This is a genomic window from Marinibacterium sp. SX1, assembly GCF_050389775.1.
Lineage (GTDB): Bacteria > Pseudomonadota > Alphaproteobacteria > Rhodobacterales > Rhodobacteraceae > Marinibacterium.
The window spans coordinates 1,458,480-1,478,753 of sequence record NZ_CP177144.1; the positions used below are offsets into that span (position 1 = coordinate 1,458,480).

Annotated in this window: 17 protein-coding genes; 7 read left to right on the plus strand and 10 right to left on the minus strand. The window is 68.4% G+C overall.

Annotation, left to right across the window (positions count from 1 at the left end):
• The first annotated feature begins 41 nt into the window (after positions 1-41).
• From ACK3BB_RS06490 to ACK3BB_RS06500, 3 genes are all read left to right on the plus strand, one after another.
• Entirely contained in the window at positions 42-1,253 is a 1,212-nt protein-coding gene (locus ACK3BB_RS06490) for a carbohydrate ABC transporter permease (protein WP_428927908.1), read from the plus strand.
• A gap of 132 nt (positions 1,254-1,385) precedes the next feature.
• Complete coding sequence (locus ACK3BB_RS06495) at positions 1,386-2,657, plus strand: MGH1-like glycoside hydrolase domain-containing protein (RefSeq protein ID WP_428927909.1); 1,272 nt, start codon at positions 1,386-1,388, stop codon at positions 2,655-2,657.
• On the plus strand, positions 2,639-3,691 hold the full coding sequence (locus ACK3BB_RS06500; RefSeq protein ID WP_428927910.1) for an ABC transporter ATP-binding protein: 1,053 nt from the start codon (positions 2,639-2,641) through the stop codon (positions 3,689-3,691). Before ACK3BB_RS06495 ends, ACK3BB_RS06500 begins: the two co-directional genes overlap by 19 nt.
• A 66-nt stretch (positions 3,692-3,757) precedes the next feature.
• Here ACK3BB_RS06500 and ACK3BB_RS06505 read toward each other — a convergent pair whose 3' ends face one another.
• A complete protein-coding gene (locus ACK3BB_RS06505) occupies positions 3,758-5,716 on the minus strand; it encodes a bifunctional 2',3'-cyclic-nucleotide 2'-phosphodiesterase/3'-nucleotidase (RefSeq protein ID WP_428927911.1) in 1,959 nt (652 codons plus the stop codon).
• Between the two features lie 375 nt (positions 5,717-6,091).
• Between ACK3BB_RS06505 and ACK3BB_RS06510 the strand changes: the two genes are divergently transcribed.
• Positions 6,092-7,996: a tryptophan 7-halogenase gene (locus ACK3BB_RS06510; protein ID WP_428927912.1), complete on the plus strand. Its 1,905-nt coding sequence runs from the start codon at positions 6,092-6,094 to the stop codon at positions 7,994-7,996.
• A 134-nt stretch (positions 7,997-8,130) separates the two neighbouring features.
• On the opposite strand, the gene ACK3BB_RS06515 is transcribed toward ACK3BB_RS06510, so the two are convergent.
• From ACK3BB_RS06515 to atpD, 9 genes are all read right to left on the minus strand, one after another.
• A complete protein-coding gene (locus ACK3BB_RS06515) occupies positions 8,131-8,967 on the minus strand; it encodes a F0F1 ATP synthase subunit gamma (protein WP_428927913.1) in 837 nt (278 codons plus the stop codon).
• Between the two features lie 5 nt (positions 8,968-8,972).
• Positions 8,973-10,589 carry a F0F1 ATP synthase subunit alpha gene (locus ACK3BB_RS06520; protein ID WP_428927914.1) on the minus strand — a complete coding sequence of 539 codons (1,617 nt, stop codon included), beginning with the start codon at positions 10,587-10,589 and terminating at the stop codon, positions 8,973-8,975.
• Entirely contained in the window at positions 10,579-11,316 is a 738-nt protein-coding gene (locus ACK3BB_RS06525; RefSeq protein ID WP_428927915.1) for a F0F1 ATP synthase subunit delta, read from the minus strand. Before ACK3BB_RS06525 ends, ACK3BB_RS06520 begins: the two co-directional genes overlap by 11 nt.
• A gap of 12 nt (positions 11,317-11,328) precedes the next feature.
• Positions 11,329-11,577, minus strand: a complete 249-nt coding sequence (locus ACK3BB_RS06530; RefSeq protein WP_428927916.1) for a F0F1 ATP synthase subunit C — start codon at positions 11,575-11,577, stop codon at positions 11,329-11,331.
• Positions 11,574-12,293, minus strand: coding sequence for a F0F1 ATP synthase subunit A (locus tag ACK3BB_RS06535; RefSeq protein WP_428927917.1), 720 nt, complete (start codon positions 12,291-12,293; stop codon positions 11,574-11,576). The genes ACK3BB_RS06530 and ACK3BB_RS06535 overlap by 4 nt, the downstream gene beginning before the upstream one ends.
• Positions 12,294-12,298: 5 nt before the next feature.
• A complete protein-coding gene (locus ACK3BB_RS06540) occupies positions 12,299-12,571 on the minus strand; it encodes an ATP synthase subunit I (RefSeq protein ID WP_428927918.1) in 273 nt (90 codons plus the stop codon).
• 87 nt (positions 12,572-12,658) lie between these two features.
• Positions 12,659-12,967 carry an AtpZ/AtpI family protein gene (locus tag ACK3BB_RS06545; RefSeq protein ID WP_428927919.1) on the minus strand — a complete coding sequence of 103 codons (309 nt, stop codon included), beginning with the start codon at positions 12,965-12,967 and terminating at the stop codon, positions 12,659-12,661.
• A gap of 95 nt (positions 12,968-13,062) precedes the next feature.
• The gene (locus tag ACK3BB_RS06550) at positions 13,063-13,545 is read right to left on the minus strand and encodes a F0F1 ATP synthase subunit epsilon (RefSeq protein ID WP_428927920.1); all 483 of its coding nucleotides are present in this window, start codon (positions 13,543-13,545) and stop codon (positions 13,063-13,065) included.
• On the minus strand, positions 13,542-14,990 hold the full coding sequence (atpD, locus tag ACK3BB_RS06555) for a F0F1 ATP synthase subunit beta (RefSeq protein ID WP_428927921.1): 1,449 nt from the start codon (positions 14,988-14,990) through the stop codon (positions 13,542-13,544). The genes ACK3BB_RS06550 and atpD overlap by 4 nt, the downstream gene beginning before the upstream one ends.
• Positions 14,991-15,355: 365 nt before the next feature.
• Between atpD and ACK3BB_RS06560 the strand changes: the two genes are divergently transcribed.
• The 3 genes from ACK3BB_RS06560 to ACK3BB_RS06570 all read left to right on the plus strand — a co-directional run bounded on the left by ACK3BB_RS06560 (position 15,356) and on the right by ACK3BB_RS06570 (position 20,212).
• Positions 15,356-16,957: an FAD-binding oxidoreductase gene (locus ACK3BB_RS06560; RefSeq protein ID WP_428927922.1), complete on the plus strand. Its 1,602-nt coding sequence runs from the start codon at positions 15,356-15,358 to the stop codon at positions 16,955-16,957.
• 127 nt (positions 16,958-17,084) lie between these two features.
• Complete coding sequence (locus ACK3BB_RS06565) at positions 17,085-18,281, plus strand: sulfotransferase family protein (RefSeq protein WP_428927923.1); 1,197 nt, start codon at positions 17,085-17,087, stop codon at positions 18,279-18,281.
• Between the two features lie 341 nt (positions 18,282-18,622).
• Positions 18,623-20,212 (plus strand): ABC transporter substrate-binding protein, encoded by a 1,590-nt coding sequence (locus tag ACK3BB_RS06570; protein ID WP_428927924.1) that lies wholly within the window; start codon positions 18,623-18,625, stop codon positions 20,210-20,212.
• Positions 20,213-20,274 lie beyond the last annotated feature (62 nt).

Genomic DNA, 20,274 nt, shown 5'->3' on the forward strand with positions numbered 1-20,274 from the left:
AGCCCCAAGGCCAGATCGCTGCCCTGCACCGGGGGCCGGTCATGAACACCCTGCGCCATGGCTATGTCACCGGCCCGCTGATCGGCGCGCTGTGGATGGTGATCACCGGCTTCACGGTGGCCGTTGTCCTGTCGTTTTCCACCGGCGAGCCGTTCCGCCCGGTGTTCTGGGCCTGCCTGGTCTGGGGCGCCCTGATGTGGGTGCCGGCCAGCCGCCGGGGTGGCCCGATCGGGGCCCTCATCGGCGGGCTGGTCCTGCTGGCCGCAACGCTGCTGGGCATCGGCCCGGTTGTCGTGGGCGCCGAGGTCTCGGGCCTGACCGCCGCGATCACCGGGCTGGCCCTGGCCCTGGCCACGCTGGTGCCCCTGCGCCACATGCTGGCCGAGCTGCCCCTGGGCGCGGCCACCCGCCACGCCTTTGAACATGCCGTCATCCGGTTCCTGACCGGGGCGGGCTATGTCATCTTTAAGGCGCTGGTGGCCATTCCGTTCTACGTCATGGTCATGACCAGCCTGAAGAACCAGCAGCAGCTGGTGCAGAACCCGCTGGATTTCTCGATCGACCTGACCCGGGGCTGGGACCTGCTGTCGAGCTATGTCGAGCTCTTTGCCGAGTTCGGGTTTGGCGGCTATCTCTGGACGTCCTTCTATGTCTCGGTGCTGACGGTCTTCATCACGCTGCTCTTCTCGGTGCCCGGGGCCTATGCCGTGGCCCGGCTGCGCTTCACGGGCCGCACGGTGTTTTCCCGGTCGATCCTGCTGATCTACATGGTGCCGATGATCGTCCTGGCCCTGCCGATCTACATCGCCTTTTCCATGACCGGCCTGCGCAACACGATCACCGGCATTGTCATGATCTACCCGGTCACGACGATCCCCGTGGCGCTCTACATGCTGCAGGGCTATTTCCGCGGTCTGCCGGCCGAGGTCGAGGAAGCCGGGCTGATGGATGGCCTCACCCGCCTGCGCGTGATCTGGAAGATCACCCTGCCGCTGTCGCTGCCCGCGCTGGCCTCGGTGTCGCTGTACGTCTTCATGATCGCCTGGAACGAATTCCTGCTGGCCTTCATGCTGCTGGATGACCCGTCGAAATTCACCCTGACCCGCGGGGTGGCGATGCTGAATTCCTCCGAAATCCCGCGCCAGCACCTGATGGCCGGGGCGGTGATTGCCACCGTGCCGATCATGGCGCTGTTCCTGGGGCTTGAGAAATTCATGACCAAGGGGCTGACGGCCGGGGCGGTCAAGGGGTGAGGAGCGGTCTTGCGCAGCAAGAGGAAAGGCGCCGGTGGCGCGTTTCAAGTGACGAAGGCGCCGGGCAACCGCACAGCGCCGGACAGCGCCAATCGTATGAGCGCCGCCGAAAGAAGCACAATGGAATGACGGATGACTGACGCCGCAACCCGAGACACCGAAGCCCGCGCGATCCTCGCGAACAATGACCGGGGCGGCTATACCGTGCCGACCCATGGGCTCTATCCCTACCAGTGGAACTGGGACAGCGTCTTTGCCGCCGCCGGTTTTGCCGAACACGACATGGACCGCGCCTGGACCGAGATCGAAACGCTCTTCTCGGGCCAGTGGGACAACGGCATGGTGCCCCACATCCTGTTCCACCAGGTCGATCCGGGCTATTTCCCCGGCCCCGACATCTGGCGTGGCACCGGGCCGATCCCGTCCTCGGGCATTTCGCAGCCGCCCATCGCCGCGACCTTCGTGCGCTGGCTGCTGGACAAGGATGCCGCGTTCGAACCCCGCGCCCGGGCGCTCCTGCCGAAACTCATGGCCTCGCACCGCTGGTTCATGGACTGGCGCAATGAAGACGGGGCCATCGTCGTCACCCACCCGTGGGAGACCGGCCGTGACAATTGCCCCGACTGGGACGCGCCCTTTGCCGCCATCGAACCCGAAGGGGTCGACGCCTATTACCGCCGCGACACCACGCACGTGGTCGAAGAGGAACGGCCCCGCCGCTGGGATTACGACCGCTACCTGCACCTCGTGAAGCTGGGCGGCGATTGCGGCTGGGACGAGGCGCATCTGCGCCAGGTCACGCCCTTCCGCGTGGCCGACCCGACGATGACCTTCACCCTTCTGCGCGCCAGCCGTGACCTGCGAGACCTGGCCGCAAGGCTGGGCGAGCCCACCGCCGAGATCGACGGCTGGATCGCATCCATGGAGCGCGGGGCGGAAACCCTCTGGAACGACGACGCGCAGACCTACGATTGCCTCGACATCCGCAGCGGCAAGCATACCGGCGTGATCTCCAACGCCTCCTTCCTGTGCTGGTTCGCGGGCCTGGGCAACGACCGCATGCTGGCCCATTACGACCGGATCGCCGCGGCCGAGACCTTTTTTGTGCCTTCCACCGATCCGGCCCACCCGGCCTATGAACCCAAGCGCTATTGGCGCGGGCCGGTCTGGGCGATGATGAACATGCTCATCGCCACCGGCCTGGGCGAGGCCGGCCATGTCGACCGGGCAGAGGCCCTGACCGAAAACACCCGCCGTCTCATCGCCGAGAACGGCTTTGCCGAATATTTCGACCCCCGCGACGGCGCCCCGGCGGGGGGACGCAACTTCACCTGGACGGCGGCCGTATGGCTCGCCTGGGCATCCCCGACGACAGGAGGCACGCCATGGGCAAGATCGAGCTGAACAAGGTCGAAAAGTGGTACGGAGACCTGCAGGTCATCAAGGGCGTGGACCTGCAGATCGAGGACGGTGAATTTGTCGTCTTCGTCGGGCCTTCGGGCTGCGGCAAGTCCACCCTGCTGCGCATGATCGGCGGGCTGGAGGAAACCTCGCGCGGGGCCATCGTGCTGGATGGCAACGACGTGACCGACAAGCCGCCGCACGAACGCGGGCTGACCATGGTGTTCCAGAGCTACGCGCTCTATCCGCACATGTCGGTGGCCGACAACATGGGCTTTTCACTCAAGACCTCCGGCGCGCCCAAGGCCGAGATCGACGAAAAGGTCGCCGAGGCGGCGCGCATCCTCAAGCTGGAACCTTACCTCGATCGCCGGCCCAAGGCCCTGTCCGGCGGCCAGCGCCAGCGCGTGGCCATCGGCCGGTCCATCGTGCGGGCGCCCACGGCGTTCCTCTTCGACGAGCCGCTGTCCAACCTCGATGCCGCGCTGCGCGTCGAGATGCGCTATGAAATCGCCAAGCTGCACCAGTCGCTCAAGGCCACGATGATCTACGTGACCCACGACCAGGTCGAGGCCATGACGCTTGCCGACCGCATCGTCGTGCTGGAATATGGCACCATCGCCCAGGTCGGCCCGCCGCGCGAGCTCTACGAGAACCCGGCGAACCTGTTCGTGGCGCGTTTCATCGGCAGCCCGGCAATGAACATCCTGCCCTGCGCGACCTCGGCTGGGGGCTACACGCTGGATGGCGGGCGGGGCGGGGCCTATGGCGGCGGACGACCCGCTAAGCACCTGGGCATCCGGCCTGAGCATATCCAGATCGGTGCGCCGGGCACGGGCGAGATGGACGGGACGGTGGACGTGGTCGAATACCTGGGCGCGGACAGCTATGTCATCGTCGACGGCGGCCCGCTGGGCCAGATCACCATCCGCAGCCATGGCGACGAAGACCTGGCACCGGGCCAGCCCATCGGCCTGGCCTTTGCGCCTGACCGGCTGCATTTCTTCGACGAAGACGGGCTGGCGATCCGCGACTGATCGCTTGCGACCTGTGCGATACTCAAAACAGCCGGGCAGGGCAGGTGCCCCGCCCGGCTTTTGTGATCACAAGGTGATGCGGTAGCGGGCGAAACCGTCCGGCCCGTCGCCGGCCGGTTCGATCTGCATGCCGGCCACGCTGTCGACATAGCCCGCGGCGCCCGGCCCGGTGTCGAACAGCACGGTCGTGCCGTCCATCGGGGCAAAGCGCCAGTTGGCATCGGCCGCCGGGCTGACCGTGCCCTTGTCGACGATATAGCGCACGATGACATCGCGGTTGGTGTCCGGCCCTTCGAAAACGATGGTCGAGGGGTTGGCCCCGGGGAAATAGCCGCCACCGCCGGCACGGTAATTGTTCGTGGCCACGATGAATTCCTGGTCGGGTTCGATCGGCGCGCCGTTGAAGGTCAGGTTGACGATGCGCTGTGCCGTCGGCGCGACCACGGCGCCCTTGTTGTCGTAGCGCGCGGGCTGGCTGAGATCGATCTGGTATTCGACCCCGTCGATCACGTCGAAATTGTAGGACGGGAAATCGGGGTTCAGCAGCACCTGGTCTGCCTCGCCCGGAGTGATCTGGTTGAACATGCCGGCCGAGCGTTCCAGCCATTCGCGCACCAGCGCGCCGTTGATGCGCACCGCGCGCACGGTGTTGGGGTAGAGGTACAGGTCGGCCACGTTCTTGATGGCGATCGGGCCGGGAGCGACCTCGGTGTAGTATTCCGGCCCGCCGCGGCCACCGGCCTTGAAGGGCGCGGCGGCGGACAGGATCGGCAGGCCCTCGTGCTCGGTGCCCTTCATCATCTGTTCGATGTACCAGGTCTGGGCGTTGGACACGATCTGGACCGAGGGATCGTCGGCCACCAGGGCGAAGTAGCTGTGCAGCGGCGCGTCGGTCTCGCCCACGGCCCGGCGGACGTAATCCAGCGTGGCCTCGTGATCGGCCTTGACCGACGACAGGATGCCCTTGCTGCTTTCGACCAGCGCGGTGACCGAGCGATCCTCTTCGCGCCGATAGATCGGCCGCGCCTCGGAGGTGAAGGACGCGATGCGCCAGCCCGCGCCGTCGCGTTCCAGCAGCAGGTCGATCAGGCCCATGTGGCTGCCCCAATAGCCGGCCATGACGGCGGGCTTGCCCATGATCGTGCCGGCCTCGGCATCGACCCCCGGGGTGTCGGCGTAATCGGGCCCGGGGAAGACCCGGTGGTGGTGGCCGGTCAGCACGGCATCGATGCCATCGACCCCGGCCAGCGGGATGGCCGCGTTTTCCTGGCCCTCGACATGGTCGGCCTCGCCGATGCCCGAATGGCACAGGGCGATGACGATGTCGGCGCCTTGTTCGCGCACCTGCGGCACCCAGGCCCGTGCGGCCTCGACGATGTCGCGGGTGGTCACGTTGCCTTCCAGGTGGCGGCGGTCCCAGGTCATGATCTGGGGCGGCACGAAGCCGATGATGCCGATCTTGATCGGGTGTTTCTCGCCCGCGCCATCGGTGATCATGCGTTCCAGGATGGCATAGGGCGGCACCAGGGTGGTGTCATCGCGCGGGGACGCGCCGGTTTCCCGGGCGACATTGGCGCAGACGACCGGGAAATCCGCCCCGGCGACCGAGTTCATCAGGAAGGGCAGGCCATAGTTGAATTCGTGGTTGCCCAGCACCGAGCCTTCGAAGCCGAGCGCGTTCATGGCCGTGATCATCGGGTGGCTGTCGCCTTCGGACATGCCCCGTTCATAGGCGATGTAATCGCCCATCGGGTTGCCCTGCAGGAAGTCGCCGTTGTCGAGCAGGATCGAATTGGCGGATTCGTCGCGCATGCCGTTGATCAGCGCGGCGGTGCGGGCCAGGCCGACGGTGTCGACCGGCCGGTCGCCGTAATAATCGTAGGGATAGACATGGACGTGGATATCGGTGGTTTCCATGATCCGCAGGTGCGCCTGCCCGGCTTGTGCCCGGGCCGCAAAGGGATGAAGCGCGATGAAACCGGCGGTGGTGGCCATGAAGGCCCGGCGGTCGAGAAGGATGGGCATCGGGGATGACCTTTGGCTAGCAGGAACGACACATCGCAGGATAGTGATCCGGAATGACGGCCGTGCGACAGCAAAATCTTGCGTCACGGCCCGAACGGGCCAAGGCCCGCCCATTTCCCTACGGTCAACGAAGCGGATCGGGGCCGCAACCCGGCCGGGCGGCGCTCTGGCGGGTCAATCGGGCGGCAGCGGCGGGTGAACGGTGACGCTGCGTCAGATAAATCTTGAGATGACAGGCCCCTTGGGCAATCCTTCGAGCAATTGTGAAACGTGACCTGCGGGACGGGTCCGGCCGGGACCCGGGCATTTGCGGGGCCGGTCCGGGGCCATTGCCCAACCCGCGGGGGACCATTTGACCAGCGAGGAATTGCAGCCATGACCAAGATTGCCATCATCGGGAACGGCCTGTCGGGGCGGCTTGCGGCGCTGTATCTCGACAAGCACCTGCCCGGGGCCGAGCTGACGATGATCGACCCCGACGTGCCCAACAAGCCGATCGTCGGCGAAAGCACGATCGAGATGACCTCGCAATTCTTCCTGTCGCTGGGGTTGGGCACCTACCTGGAAGAGAACCAGCGGCACAAGTACGGGTTGACCTATTACTTCCCCAGGCCGGCGATGGACGGTGACATGGAGGCGCCCGGGGCGGCGGGGGCCATGGCAGAAAAAGGGGCCATGGCCGAGACGGAGGCTGCGGCGGAGGCAAGTCCTGTGGCGGGCGCGGGCGGCGGCCCGGACTACATCCTGCACGAGGCCCCGGGCGTGATCCGCCTGCCGGCCTACAACCTCAACCGGTTCACCTTTGACGACGAACTGGCCCGGCGGGTCGCGCCGCTGGTCCGCAAGGTGACTGGCAAGGTGACAGAGGTCGAGATCAGCGACGAGCCCGGCGGCCAGCAGACGATCCACGTGATGGACAAGGCCGGCGAAACATCGACCGTCACGGCCGACCACGTGATCGATTGTTCCGGCCGGGCACGGCTGCTGGCCAAGCAGATGGGGCTGGAGCAGGATCCGCCGTTCCAGCGCTCCAGCTACTGGTTCCGGCTGGCCGGGTTCGACCGGTCGATCCTGAACGGGCTGAACGTCGACAAGCCCCGGCACCATTGCTACGACAGCTATTCCGTCACCCATCATTTCTACGGCAAGGGCTACTGGATCTGGATCATCCCGATGCAGGGCGAGGACGGCGAGGACCTGGCCAGCGTGGGCGTGACCTATCGCCCCGAGATCCTGGGCGAGAAGGCCATGAACCAGGACAAGATGCTGGACCTGCTGTCGCGCGATCACCCCCGGGTGCGCGCGCTGATCGAGACCGGGCGCAAGGTCGACGAGGCGCGCTATTACAATTACATGTACGAGGCTAGGCAGTACTATGACACCAGGGGGCGCTGGTTCCTGCTGGGCGACAGCGGGTTCACCTTTGATCCGGCGGGCAGCCTGGGCATTGCCTATCTCGGTCACCAGATCCCGCAGATCACCTCGATGATCCTGAAGGCCGGGCAGGGCATGCTGACGCCCGCCTATGTCGAGGCGATGGAAGGCCATGTCCAGGCCGAGCTCTACAAGCAGGACCAGCTGTCGCAGCGCTATCCGGTGATGGACGACCCGATCAAGCTGAGCTGGACGCTGGTCTTCAACTACATGGCCTATTTCCACCTGTTCCTGCCCGATTACATGACCGGAGCCTTCCTGAACGGGGGCGTGGCCAAGCGGACGATGAAGCTGCTGATGCGCAAGCCGGCCGAGATGATCCCCGTGGCCTATGCCTTTCCGCAGATCATGGACAAGCTGTCGGAACGGGCGAAGGAAAAGGGCAACGGGGCCGAGATCATCGCCACGGCCGCGCATTTCCACAAGGCGGTGCCGTTCAATTTCTACCGGGGTGACAACCTGAAACGCGGGCGGGTGGCCGCGGCCTATCTGTACAAGCGCGGCCTGTTGCGGGCCAAGGCGTTGCGCCTGCTGCACTGGTGGCGCGAGCCGTCGCTCTGGCCGATGGTGGCCGGGCAATACCTGCGCACGGGGGGCGAATGGCTGCTGGCCCTGCTGCTGGTGCTGCGGCCCAGGATCTACGAGCGGCCGGCGTCGAAGGATCCGGCGATGATGTCGGCCTTCGATCCGCAATACAGCTTTCTCTTTCCCGAAGAGGCCGCATCGCGGGGGAGGCCGGGGATGGGCCGGCCCGACGGCGGCACGGCGGATCGCAAACCCGCCCGGGCGAAGGACGAGGCCGGGCAGATGCCGGCCGGGGTGACGGCCACGACGGGCAACGCCTGATGGTCAACGCCTGACGGTCAGCGCGTGGCGGGGCACGTGTGACGATCAACATGTGGCGGGCAACATGTGGCGGGCAACGCATGATGCCCAACGCCTGACCGCCAGGGCATCAAGTGGGGCGGCTGGGGCGGCGATCAGCGGCCGGGCAGGCCGCTGGAAGCCAGTTCGACGATCTCCCCGGTGATCTCGTCCTGGCGCAGGCGCCGGGCGGTGGCCACCAGCTCGCCCAGCGAGGCGGCAACATTGTCATGGGCGGCGATCATCGCCCGCATCCGGGCTTCGTTCTCGGCGGCAAAGGCCAGCATGATCGCCTCGCCCAGTTCGGCCAGCACGTATTCCTCGACCAGCCGGGCCAGCAACAGGTCCGACGGCAGGGTGCGCAGCGGCGGCGTGGCCGTGCGCGGCGCGGGGAACCGGGCGTAATCGAAGGGAAAGAGCGGGCGGGCCTCGGCGCCTTCGCCGGCTCCGGGCCGGGCATGCACCATCCAGACCGGCCGCCCGCCGCCCGCCGACAGGCGCGCGAAAAGTTCGGCCCCGATGCGCCCGGCCAGGGCGGTGGCCTGGGCGGGATGGGCGATCATCGGCCGGTCCCAATCGGCCGGCGTGCCCCGTTCGGCCAGCGCCAGCCGCGCGCGGTCGCCGATGGCCAGCAGCGTGGCATCCGGGGTCAGCAGGGGGGCTGCGCGGGTGAGGATGCGGTCGTTGTAACCGCCGGCAAATCCCTGTTCCGCGCCGATCATGATGATCACCGGCCGGCCCGGCCCGGCCGCATCCGTGCCATGGGCGGCGGGCGGCGCGCCATCACCGGCCAGCAGGGTGCCGATCCCCGCGCCGATGGTCGCGGCATAGCGGCGGATGCTGTCGAGATGGTCATGGGCTTCGGCCACGCGGGCGGCGGCGATGCCGCGCATCGCCGAGATCACGGTCGAGAGCTTGTGCACCGTCTCGATCCGCGCCTCGATATGGGCCACGCCGCTTATGCTGCTTCTCCCGTGCCGGGGGTGTCGGGGCCTTCGGGGCTGTTGTCCCGTGTCGCCCCGGGCGGGGCCAGCTCGCGCACCAGCGCGGCCACGACGCCGGTCAGGTCCGCGCGCAGGGCGTCATCCAGCCGGCCGCTGTCCTGCAGCCGGGCCAGGGCGGGGCCGGCATCGCGGTCGAGCCGGTCGGGCAGGCGGTCACGCAGGTCTGGCACAAGGTCGACGGGCAGGTCATCCAGGATGCCATCTCCCAGCGCGGCCAGCAGGGCGACCTGGTCGCCCGGGCGCAGGCCGGCATAGCGCGGCTGGGTCAGCAGGGCGCGGATGCGTTCGCCCCGGGCGATCTGGGCGCGGACCCGGGGGTTGGACATGCCGCCGAAACGGGTGAACATCTCGAGTTCCAGGAACTGGGCGTAATCCAGCCGGATGCGCCCGGCCACCTGGTGCAGGGCCGGCCGCTGGGCCTTGCCGCCGACCCGGCTGACCGACAGGCCGACATCCACCGCCGGACGCTGGCCGGCGGCGAAAAGGTGGGCGCCCAGCACGATCTGGCCATCGGTGATCGAAATCAGGTTGGTCGGGATATAGGCCGACAGGTTGCCGGCATCGGTCTCGGCGATGGGCAGGGCGGTCAGTGAGCCGCCGCCCAGCTCGGGCGAGAGCTTGGCCGCGCGTTCCAGCAGCCGGGCATGCAGGTAGAAGATGTCGCCGGGATAGGCCTCGCGCCCGGGCGGTTCGCGGGTCAGCAGGGCCAGCTCGCGGTGGGTGGCCGCATGGCGGGTCAGGTCGTCGATGACGATCAGCGCGTGGCGGCCGCTGTCGCGGAAATGCTCGGCCATGGTCATGCCGGCGAAGGGCGCGATCCATTGCAGGCCCGGGGCGGCCGAGGCCGGGGCCACGACAAAGATGCACCGGTCGGGATTGCCATGGCGGCGGACCGCGGCGATGGCCCGTTCCACGGCGGTGGCGCGCTGGCCCACGGCGACATAGACGCAGATCATGTCGCTGTCCTTCTGGTTGACGATGGCATCGATGGCCAGCGAGGTCTTGCCCGTCGAGCGGTCGCCGACGATCAGCTCGCGCTGTCCCCGTCCCAGGGCGAAAAGGCTGTCGACGACCAGCAGGCCGGTGTCCATCGGGGCCGAGACCAGGTCGCGTTCGATGATCTCGGGGGCCGGGCGTTCGACCGGCAGGGTGCTGTCGGGGTGGATCGGCGGGCCGTCGTCCAGCGGCCGGCCCAGCGGATCGACGACCCGGCCCAGCAGGGCCTCACCGACCGGCACGCGCAGCACGTCGCCTGTGTCGTGCACGCCCTCGCCGACCTCGACCGAGGCGGTGCCGTCGAGCAGCACGGCGTCGATCCCGTCGCGATCCAGGCTGTGGGCAAAGGCCCGGGTGCCGCCGTCGAAGCGCATCAGCGCGCCCAGGGCCAGGTCGGGCAGACCGGTGACCCGGGCGATGCCGTCGGCCAGCCGGACGACGCGCCCGATGGTGTCGGCGCTGGCGGCCAGGGCCGTCTTGTCCAGCCGTTGCCGGCTGGCCGCGAGCCATCCGGCCGGCGCGTCGGAGCCCGGATCGGTGTCGTTGGTGTCGGGATCGGGGGCATCATCGGTCATGGGAGGTCAGCTCTGTCCTGATGCGGTCGAGATCGGCGCGCAGGTGGTTGCGGGCAAGGGCATGGTCGGTGGCCAGTTCGAGCCCGGCGATCAGCGTGGGATCGGCCGTGATCCGCGTGGTGACCGGCCGGTCCAGGGCGGCCGACAGGGCACGGTCGAGCGCGCGGGCCTCGCGCGGGCCAAGCGCCCGGGCGGCGCGGATCGGCACCGGCCCGTCGCGGCCGATCTCGGCCCGGGTGGCCTCGGGCAGGGCGGCGATGGCATCGGCCAGACCGTCGACAAAGCCCGAGACCCGCGCCGCATCGGGCAGCCGGTCGAGCAGCCGGGCGGCGATGTCGGTGGCCAGGGCGCCGGCCTCGTCGGCCATGTCGCGGCGCCGGGCGTCTTCCTCGCGCTGCAGGGCCGCCTGACGGCCGGCCTGCCAGTCGGCCATCTCGCGCCGGGCGGCCTCGGCCAGGCGCGTGCGCTCGGCCTCGGCCTCGGCGCGGGCCTCGGCCAAAAGGCCGGCGCGCTCTGCGGCGATCCCGGCCCGTTCGGCCGCGGCGCTGTCCAGCGCGTCCCGGGCCCGGGCCTCGGCCGCGCGGGCGGCGTCGAACCCGGCGTCGGTGGCGGCCTGGCGCTCGGCGATGACCCCGGCCACCGGGCGGAACAGGAACCGCGCCAGCAGCCAGACCAGGATGACGGCGTTGATCGTCTGCAACCCGATGGTCCACCAGTCGATGGTCATGGCCGGGCCTGATCAGACGAAGGGATTGGCGAAGAGCACCAGCAGGGCGATCACCAGCGTGTAGATGGCCATGGTCTCGATCATGGCCAGGCCGACGAAGAGCGTGCGGCTGATGGTGCCGGCGGCCTCGGGCTGGCGGGCGATGGCATCCATCGCGGCGGCCACCGCGCGGCCTTCGCCGAGGGCGGGGCCGATGGCGCCCATGCCCACCGCAAGCGCGGCGGCCAGGATCGAGACGATTTCGACGAGATTGCCGGTCATGGGGCGGTCTCCTTGGATGTGTTGGGGGAAACGGGCGGGGCGCCCGCGCCCGGGGCCCCGGTCTCGCCGGCGGCGGCGCCGATGAAGACCGTGGCGAGGATGGCGAAGATATAGGCCTGGACCGCGCCGGTCAGCAGTTCGAGGGCCATCAGGGGGATCGGCACGAGAAGCCCGGCCAGGGCCAGCACGATGCCGACGATGAACACCCCGCTCATGACATTGCCGAAGAGCCGGACGATCAGCGAGAAGGTGCGCGTGATCTGTTCGACGATATTGAGCGGGATCATCACCCAGGACGGTTCGGCAAAGGTGGCCAGGTAGCCGCGCAGCCCGCGGCCGGTGATGCCGAACCAGATCGTGGCCACAAGGACGATCAGGGCCAGGGCGGCATCGGTTTCGACATGCGCCGTGGGTGGCTCGATCCCGGGCAGCAGCGAGACCCAGTTGGCCAGCAGGACGAAGATGAAGATCGTGCCGACCAGGGCGCGAAAGGGTGCCGGATCGCGGTTCATGGTCTCGCGGACCTGGGCGTCGATGGTGGTGACCAGCAGTTCCAGAACGACCTGGGCCTTGCCCGGGCGAAGCTGCAGCCGGCGGGTGGCCAGGGCCGACAGGCCGGCCAGCAGGGCCATCAGCACCCAGGTCACCAGCACTGGCTCGGTGATCGGCACCGGGCCGAGGTGAAAGAGCGGCTCCATCGTCAGGGGGTTGTCCATCGGGCTCAGCCCTCCGTCCGGTTGCGGCGCAGGACAATGCCGCGGGCGATCAGCAGGCCGGCGGCCCCGGCCAGCAGCGGGGCGGCGCCCTGCAGGGCCAGCACGACCATCAGCGCGGCCATGGCCAGCAGGCGCAGAAGCTGCAGGCCGATGGCGCGGCCCGTGGCCCGGCCATCGAGGTACAGGTCCGTCACCCGGCGCAGGGTCATGAAATGCACCAATCCCACGCCCAGGCCGAGCGCCAGGCCCAGCAGCGAAATTGCAATCGTTTGGGTCATCGGCCCGTCATGTCCCAATCCTGTCCCTGTCCCTGTCATGTCGCGTCATGGCATCTTCATGTCCGATGATTCCCCGCACGTCCCTGTTCATGGCCGGTGCATCCAGCGCCAGGCCGCGTGACAACCCACCGCCGTGCCCAGGAAGATCCCCGCGCCGGAGCACAGGATCCCGCTGTCGAAGGCCCGGTCGAGCCGGCCGCCCAGCCAGACGCCCAGCAGCATGGGGGTGACGATGGCCCAGCCCAGGATGCCGATCTGGCCCAGCCGGCTGCCCAGCGAGGGCTCCGGCGTCGCGGCCTGCATCCGCGCTCGGGCCTCGGCCCGGCGTGTGGCCGCACCGAGATCGTCGGGCAGATCGTCGGGCGGATCATCTGGCCGGACAGCTGGCCGGTCCACGGAGCCGGTGACAGGCCTGTCGCGGAGCGGGCCTGCCATTGGATCGGCCACCGGATCAGCCACCGAATTGGGCTGTGACATGCGGCGGGGCCCGGTCATCGCGCCGGCCCGTTGCGGCCGGGGCCGGCGGCGGTGCCGATGGCCGGCGGGTGATCCAGCAGGCCGGGCGGCTGATCGGGCCGGGCAAAGCGCATCATCTGGCGGACCGCCCCGGCATGCAGGCGGATATGCTCGACCCGGGCCTGTCGCTCGGCATCAGCATCGGCCGCGCGCATCCCGGCCAGCGCCCGTTCCAGCCCGGGCAGGTCCGGCCCGGGCACGGCCTCGCGGCAGGCAATGGCCACGTCGCGCCCGCCGGTCACCGTCAGCAGCCCGGCCCGCAGGGCGCAGAACCGGGGTGCGCCGTCAGGCCCGTGCCAGCGCAGCACGGTGGGCACCAGAACGGTCAGGAAATCGGCATGGCCCGGCCAGATGCCGAAGCTGCCGCTGTCATCCTCGGCCCGCAGGGACACCACGTCGGGCGCATCGATGACCTGGCGCATCGGCGTGGTGACGCGCAGGTGCAGCCGGCCGGTCATGCCGCCGGCCTTTCCTTGCGCGCGGCCTCTTCGCGGGCGCGGGCCTCGTCCAGCGTGCCGACTATGTAGAGCGACCCTTCGTCCCAATCGTCGGTCTCGCCGTCCAGGATCGCCCGGCAACCGGCGATGGTGTCGTCCAGGGCCACCGACCGGCCGGGGATGCCGGTAAAGGCCTCGGTCACGGTGAAGGGCTGGGTCAGGAACCGTTGCAGCCGGCGGGCGCGTTCGACCATGCGCCGGTCCTCGGCGCCCAGTTCCTCCATGCCCAGCAACGAGATGACGTCCTGCAATTCGCGGTAATGTTCGATGGCCCGGCGGACCTCGTTGGCCACGGCCACGTGGTCGGGTCCGACGACAAGCGGGTCCAGCATGACCGAGGACGAGGCGATGGGATCGACGGCCGGATACATGCCGTCGGCGGCCATGGCCCGGGACAGCACGACCATGCTGTCGACATGGGCGGCAATGGCCGTGACGGCCGGGTCGGTGAAATCGTCGGCCGGCACGTAGACTGCTTCGATGGCGGTGACCGAGGCCGTGCCGACCGAGGCGATGCGCTCCTGCAGGTCGGCGACCTCGGTGGCCAGCGTCGGCTGATAGCCCACGCGGCTGGGCAAGCGGCCCAGCAGGCCCGAGACCTCGGAGCCGGCCTGGACAAAGCGGAAGACGTTATCCATCAGCAGCAGGACATTGCGCCCCTCGGCATCGCGGAAATGCTCGGCCATGGTCAGGGCGGTCATCGGCACGCGCCAGCGGGCGCCGGGCGGTTCGTTCATCTGGCCATAGACCAGCACGGTGCGATCGAGCACCCCGGCATTGGTCATGTCGAGCAGCATCTCGTGGCCTTCGCGCGAACGTTCGCCGACGCCGGAGAAGACCGAGATGCCGTCATAGCCCGAGACCATGGCATGGATCAGCTCCATCACCAGCACGGTCTTGCCCACGCCGGCGCCGCCGAACATGGCGGCCTTGCCGCCCTGGACCAGCGGGGCCAGCAGGTCGATGACCTTGATACCCGTGCGGAACAGCCGGGTGTCGCCATCGCCCAGGCGCATCGGCGGGGTGGGGGCGTGGATCGGCCGGCGCGGGGCATCCGCGGGCAGGGGCGCGCCATGGTCGCCGATCTCGCCGGTGACGTTCAGCAACCGGCCCAGCACGGCCTCGCCCACGGGCACCTGCACCGGCCCGCCGACCCGGGAGACGGGCCAGCCCCGGCGCAGGCCGGTGGTGGCCTGCAGGGCGATGGTGCGCACCGTCCTGCGGTCGAGCTGGGCCTGGACTTCGAGCAGGATGCGCCGGTTGTCCAGACGGATCTCGAGGGCGTCGTTGATGGCGGGAAGCGGGGGCGGAGCCTGGCCGGGGTCGGGCGGGGCGGCCTCGAAGGCCACGTCCACCACCGCGCCGCGGATTGCGACGATCCGACCGTTGTCGTCTGACTGGTTCATCACGGACCAACCGTTCACTCAAAACACGGGGACAGTCTATGCGGCCAAATGACTGACCGCACGGGCGAAATTGCCGCGCCCCCGGGGATCGGCGGAAATTTCACCAAACTGAAACGGGGCGGGCCTTGCCTGCCCTGCAGGCAGGCGCGGGGAAAACGGGCAAAGGCGCCGAGGTTGCGCCGGGACCGGGGCAGGGGGCGGCCATAGGGTGGAGCGGCAGCAGCGTTGAAGCGGGGCAATGCCGGCCACGGGGCGGGACGGCGGCTGCCGCAACGGTAGCCAAGGGAGCGGCGCTGGGGTAAAGCTGTAGGCCATCCGGGCCGTATTGGGCCGACAAGACAAGAGGTGCGCCAGTGACCGAAGCCATGAGCGAGACCGCGACCGCAACAGGCCCCGAGCGCTCCGCCGGCGAGGCGGACGGCCCCCGGGCCCTGGCGCAATTCGCCGCCGCCGCGGCCCGGCTGCTGGGCGCCGAGCGGGTCGACGGCCCGGCGGACGGCCTGCTCAGCGACACGCTGCACCGCGCGCCGGCCGACCGCGTGCTCGTCCGGCCCACCACCACCGCCGAGGTGGCCTCGGCGCTCGACCTGGCCCGGGCCCATGGCCAGAGCGTGCATCCCTACAGCACCGGGCGGAACTGGGGCTATGGCTCGTCTTACCCGGTGGCCGACCGCACCCGGGTGATGCTGGACCTGTCGGCCATGAACCGCATCCTGGCCTTCGACGCCGAGCTGGGCCTGGTCACGGTTGAACCTGGCGTGACCCAGGGCGATCTGGCCGCCTTCCTGTCGGACCGCCAGGCGCCCTTCATCACGCCGACCACCGGGGCCGGGCCGTCCTGTTCGCTGATCGGCAACGCGCTGGAACGGGGCTATGGGCTGACGCCCATCGGAGATCATTTCGGGGCGGTCATGGGCATCGAGGCCGTGCTGGCCGATGGCACGATCTATCGCTCGCCCTTCATGCCCGAAGCCCCCGACGGGCCGCAGCCGGTCTATAAATGGGGCACCGGGCCTTATATCGACGGGGTGTTCTCGCAGGCGGGCAATGCGGTGGTCACGCGGATGACCCTGCGGCTGGCCCCCCGGCCCGAGCGGGTCGAGACGTTCTATTTCATCGTGCGTGACGATGCCCTGCTGGAACAATGCATCGAAGCCATCCGGCGCATGCTGCTGGACAGTGGCATGCCGATCAGCGGGATCAACTTCGTCAACAACCAGCGCATGAAGGCCCAGGTGGCCGGCGACGGCACGATGGATGCGGCCAAGTGGTTCGGCACCGGGGTGCTGTTCGGCGACAAGGCCATCGTCAAGGCCAGCCGGGCGGGGGTGCGCAAGGCGCTCAAGGGGCTGGTGCGCCGGGTGTTCTTCATCAATGACGACCGGGTGGCCCTGGCCCGGCGGGCGCTGTCGATGCTGGGCCGGTCACCGCTGGCCGCGCGGCTGGAGCCCTTCGTGAGCAATTCCGAGGGGCTGCTGGGCATCTTGGGCGGCCAGCCCAGCGAATTCGGCATGCCCCTGGCCTATGCGCGCAACCTCGACGCCATGCCGGCCACCGGGCGCAACCCGGCACGCGACGGCTGTGGCCTGTTGTGGTACGTGCCCATCGTGCCCATGCGCGGGGCCGATGCCCGGCGCTATGCCGACATGGTCCGGCGGGTCTGTGGCAAGTACGGCTTCCCCGATCCGATCACCTTCAGCTCGCTGTCGCCCACGGCCTTCGACAGCACCGTGCCGCTGAGTTTCGAGCCGACCGAAGAGGGATCGGCCAATGCCATGGCCTGCCTGCGCGAGCTGATCGAGGAAGGCCGGCGGGCCGGGTTCCCGCCCTATCGCTATCATTCCATGACCATGGACCTGGCCACCGCCGAACAGCCGGTGTTCTGGCAGACCGCCGCGCGGGTCAAGGCCGCGCTGGATCCCGAGGGGCTGATCTCGCCCGGGCGCTACGTCGCACCGGACGTCTAGGCAGGGGCGGGGGTGTCCAAGCGGACCCTGCCCGGGTGCCCGCCTGCGTTGTCGTCTTGTTAATCTGAACCCGCAATACTTGCACCCGGATGCGCGCCCCACGGTCGGGGCGTCCAGGGGACCCGGGATGGCGATGCTGCACCAGAGACTTGAAGAACTGGACATCGACATGCCCGGACCGACCTCGCCGCCGCTGCCACGCCTGACCCGCAAGTCGGATTTCTGGTATTTCCGGCGTGAGTTCGAGACCCGGCGCGAGATCCAAGGGTTATCAGTTCAGACCGTGATGCGCGCGATGGGCGAAGGCGGGCTGCGGCTGGGGGCCAACATCGCGCTGCGGGCCGATCGCTGGGTGCATGGCCGGCGGCTGGCGCGGATGCGGGTGGAACGGCCGCTGTTCATCATCGGCCATCCGCGCAGCGGCACCAGCTTCTTTCACGGGCTGATGATGGGCACCGACGAAATGGTCGGCTTTCGCACCTGGCAATTGTTCTGGCCGGCGCTGGTCGGTCGCCGGGTGATCCGGCGGTTCGTCGCGCTCAAGACCCGGTTCGGCACGACCGAGGTGATGCCGCAATCGGTCGGCCACCAGATGGAGCTGGACAGCTACGAGGTCGAGGAATTCCTGTTCTGGCTGCGCTATGCCACGGCGCTGAACACGATGGGCCTGCTGGGCCTGGCCGAGGACGATTTCCCCGAGATCGAACAGCCCGACCGGCTGGCCGAGCCTGACCGGCGGGCGGCACTGGATTACCTCGACGGCTGTTTCCGGCGCCAGATGATCGACAGCGGCAAGAGCCAGATCGTGGCCAAGATGCATTTCTCGACGATGCGCCTGCAATCGCTGCTGGAGTATTACCCCGATGCGCGTTTCGTCTACCTGCTGCGCGATCCGCTTTGCACGGTGCCGTCCTACCTGAGCTTCATGATCAAGACGATGGAGGCCCGGGGCAACCTGGACGGCGTTTCGCCCGAGAGGCTGCAGCGGATGCTGCGGCGGCGCTATCGCGGGACGCTGGCGCTTTATCGCTATTTCCACGATCTGCAGGTCTCGGGGCGGTTGCCGGCCGACCGGGTGATGGTGCTGCGCTACGATGACCTGATGCGCGACGTGCGCGGCTCGATGGACCGGGTCCGCGAATTCTCGGGCATTGCCTTCAGCCCCGCGCTGGAGGCGCATATCGACGCCAAGGCCGAGGCCCAGAAATCCTATCGCCGGCCGCATGCCGTCGCCAGCCTGGACGAACTGGGCCTGTCACGTCAGCAGATCCTGAGCGATTTCGCCTTTGTCTATCGCCATTACGGGATCACTCCCGCGGCTTGACCCCGCCGTGTGATCCCGATCACGAGGCCCCGGCCGGCCGATCCCGATCACCGGCCGTGCCGTCGGACCCCGGATGCAAGGGGGGCGGTGGGCAGGATCAGGCCGTGGGGCGATGCCGCGATGCGGCGGCAAGCTGCGCGGGCCCGGCGTGGGCAGGTGATCATTTTCGCGCCATCGCATTTGGCAGGGCCACGCGAGTGGGCGATTTTATTTGAAATTACAAACATTGCTTATGACATTAGATCCTGTTGCCCGCCCCGGCACCGCCCGCCGCGGCCCGGGCCGACCCGCGCATAACCCAAGCCCCGGCCCCTGCTGCCGGCCAACAGGAGACATATTCAATGCTATCCAGACGAGAGGCCATGGCCATCGTTTCGGGCGCCTGTCTTGCCCTTGGCGTCGCTGCCGTGCCCGGGACGGCCCGGTCCCAGGCCACCCTGCGCGTGGCCATGACAGCCGCCGACATCCCCGATTACACCGGCGCGCCCGACCAGGGCTACGAGGGCTATCGCTTCCTCGGCTATACGCTTTATGACACGCTGGCGCTTTGGGACCTGTCCAGTTCGGACGCGGTCTCCGACATCTATCCGGGCCTGGCCTCGGGCTGGGAAATCACCGACGATCCGACCGTCTGGTCGTTCACCCTGCGCGAAGGTGTGAGTTTTCACGACGGCTGCCCCTGGAACGCCGATGCCTTCCTGTGGAACGTGGCCCGGGTCAAGGACGAGACGGCCCCGCAATACAACGCCCGCCATGCCGGGATGCAGCGGTCCAGCGTGGTCAACGTGGCCGCGGTCGAGAAGACCGGCGAATATGCCGTCGAGATCACCACCCCCCGGCCGGTGTCGATGCTGCCCTACGAATTGGCGCAGTTCTTCCAGATCTCGCCCTGCAAGGTCGAGGAACTGGGCTATGATTACGAGAAATACCGCGCCGATCCGGCCGGCACCGGGCCTTACCGGTTCGAAAGCGTCGTGTCACACGAACGGATTACCCTGGCCAGGAATGCCGATTACTGGAACCCCGAGCGCATCCCCCAGCACGACCTGCTGGAGCTGATCCCCATGCCCGAAGCCTCGACCCGGGCGGCGGCGCTGCTGTCGGGCCAGGTCGATTTCATCGAGGCGCCCTCGCCGGACACGATCCCGCGGCTCAAGGGTTCGGGCATGCAGATCATCACCGTGCCCTATCCGCACAACTGGGATTACATGCTGAACGAGGCGATGCCGCCCTTCGACAACAAGCTGGTGCGCCAGGCTGCGAATTACGCGGTGAACCGCGACGAGATCGTCGAGATGCTGCAGGGCGTGGCCGCCCCGGCCTATCAATCGCTGATCGAGAGCCAGCCCTGGTACGGCGATCCGGTGGTCTACAATTACGATCCCGACAAGGCCGGCGCGCTGCTGGAAGAGGCCGGGTGCAGCCCCTGCGCGATCAAGGTCGGCATCTCGACCTCGGGGTCGGGCCAGATGCAGCCGCTGCCGATGAACGAGCTGGTCAAGGAACAGCTGGAAGCGGCGGGCTTCGAGGTCGAGCTGGTGCCGATGGACTGGAACGCGCTGATCGGGGTGTTCTACGGCGGCGGCAAGGACAGCGAATTCCATGCGATCAATTTCTCGATGGCCCCGCTGGACCCGGTGCAGGGCATCATGAAACGCTGGATGACCAGCTACCAGACGCCCAATTGCTGCAATTGGGGCATGCATTCCAATGCCGAGATCGATGCCCTGGGCGACGAGGCGATGAAGACCTTCGACCTCGACAAGCAGAAGGAATTGTTCACCCGGATGAACGAGATTTCGGTCGAGGAGGCGATGGAGCTTTACATCGTGCATGACCTCAACCCGCGCGCCCTGGCGCCGCATGTGAAGGGCTTTGTCCAGGCGCAGAACTGGTTCCAGGACCTGACCCCGATCACCATCGAAAAGTAAGGTTGGGCCTAGGGATAGGGCAGATCGGCCTGCCTGCCGGGCGCCGGGGCCAATCCCGGGCC

Coding starts and splice junctions, on each gene's coding strand:
- ACK3BB_RS06525 (WP_428927915.1), bottom strand. CDS start 11,316: ATGACCATCGACTGGTGGACCATCGGGTTGCAGACGATCAACGCCGTC.
- ACK3BB_RS06535 (WP_428927917.1), bottom strand. CDS start 12,293: ATGGACAACCCCCTGACGATGGAGCCGCTCTTTCACCTCGGCCCGGTG.
- ACK3BB_RS06565 (WP_428927923.1), top strand. CDS start 17,085: ATGGCGATGCTGCACCAGAGACTTGAAGAACTGGACATCGACATGCCC.
- ACK3BB_RS06570 (WP_428927924.1), top strand. CDS start 18,623: ATGCTATCCAGACGAGAGGCCATGGCCATCGTTTCGGGCGCCTGTCTT.
- ACK3BB_RS06510 (WP_428927912.1), top strand. CDS start 6,092: ATGACCAAGATTGCCATCATCGGGAACGGCCTGTCGGGGCGGCTTGCG.
- ACK3BB_RS06560 (WP_428927922.1), top strand. CDS start 15,356: ATGAGCGAGACCGCGACCGCAACAGGCCCCGAGCGCTCCGCCGGCGAG.
- ACK3BB_RS06540 (WP_428927918.1), bottom strand. CDS start 12,571: ATGACCCAAACGATTGCAATTTCGCTGCTGGGCCTGGCGCTCGGCCTG.
- ACK3BB_RS06550 (WP_428927920.1), bottom strand. CDS start 13,545: ATGACCGGCCGGCTGCACCTGCGCGTCACCACGCCGATGCGCCAGGTC.
- ACK3BB_RS06520 (WP_428927914.1), bottom strand. CDS start 10,589: ATGACCGATGATGCCCCCGATCCCGACACCAACGACACCGATCCGGGC.
- ACK3BB_RS06495 (WP_428927909.1), top strand. CDS start 1,386: ATGACTGACGCCGCAACCCGAGACACCGAAGCCCGCGCGATCCTCGCG.
- ACK3BB_RS06490 (WP_428927908.1), top strand. CDS start 42: ATGAACACCCTGCGCCATGGCTATGTCACCGGCCCGCTGATCGGCGCG.
- atpD (WP_428927921.1), bottom strand. CDS start 14,990: ATGAACCAGTCAGACGACAACGGTCGGATCGTCGCAATCCGCGGCGCG.
- ACK3BB_RS06500 (WP_428927910.1), top strand. CDS start 2,639: ATGGGCAAGATCGAGCTGAACAAGGTCGAAAAGTGGTACGGAGACCTG.
- ACK3BB_RS06505 (WP_428927911.1), bottom strand. CDS start 5,716: ATGCCCATCCTTCTCGACCGCCGGGCCTTCATGGCCACCACCGCCGGT.
- ACK3BB_RS06530 (WP_428927916.1), bottom strand. CDS start 11,577: ATGACCGGCAATCTCGTCGAAATCGTCTCGATCCTGGCCGCCGCGCTT.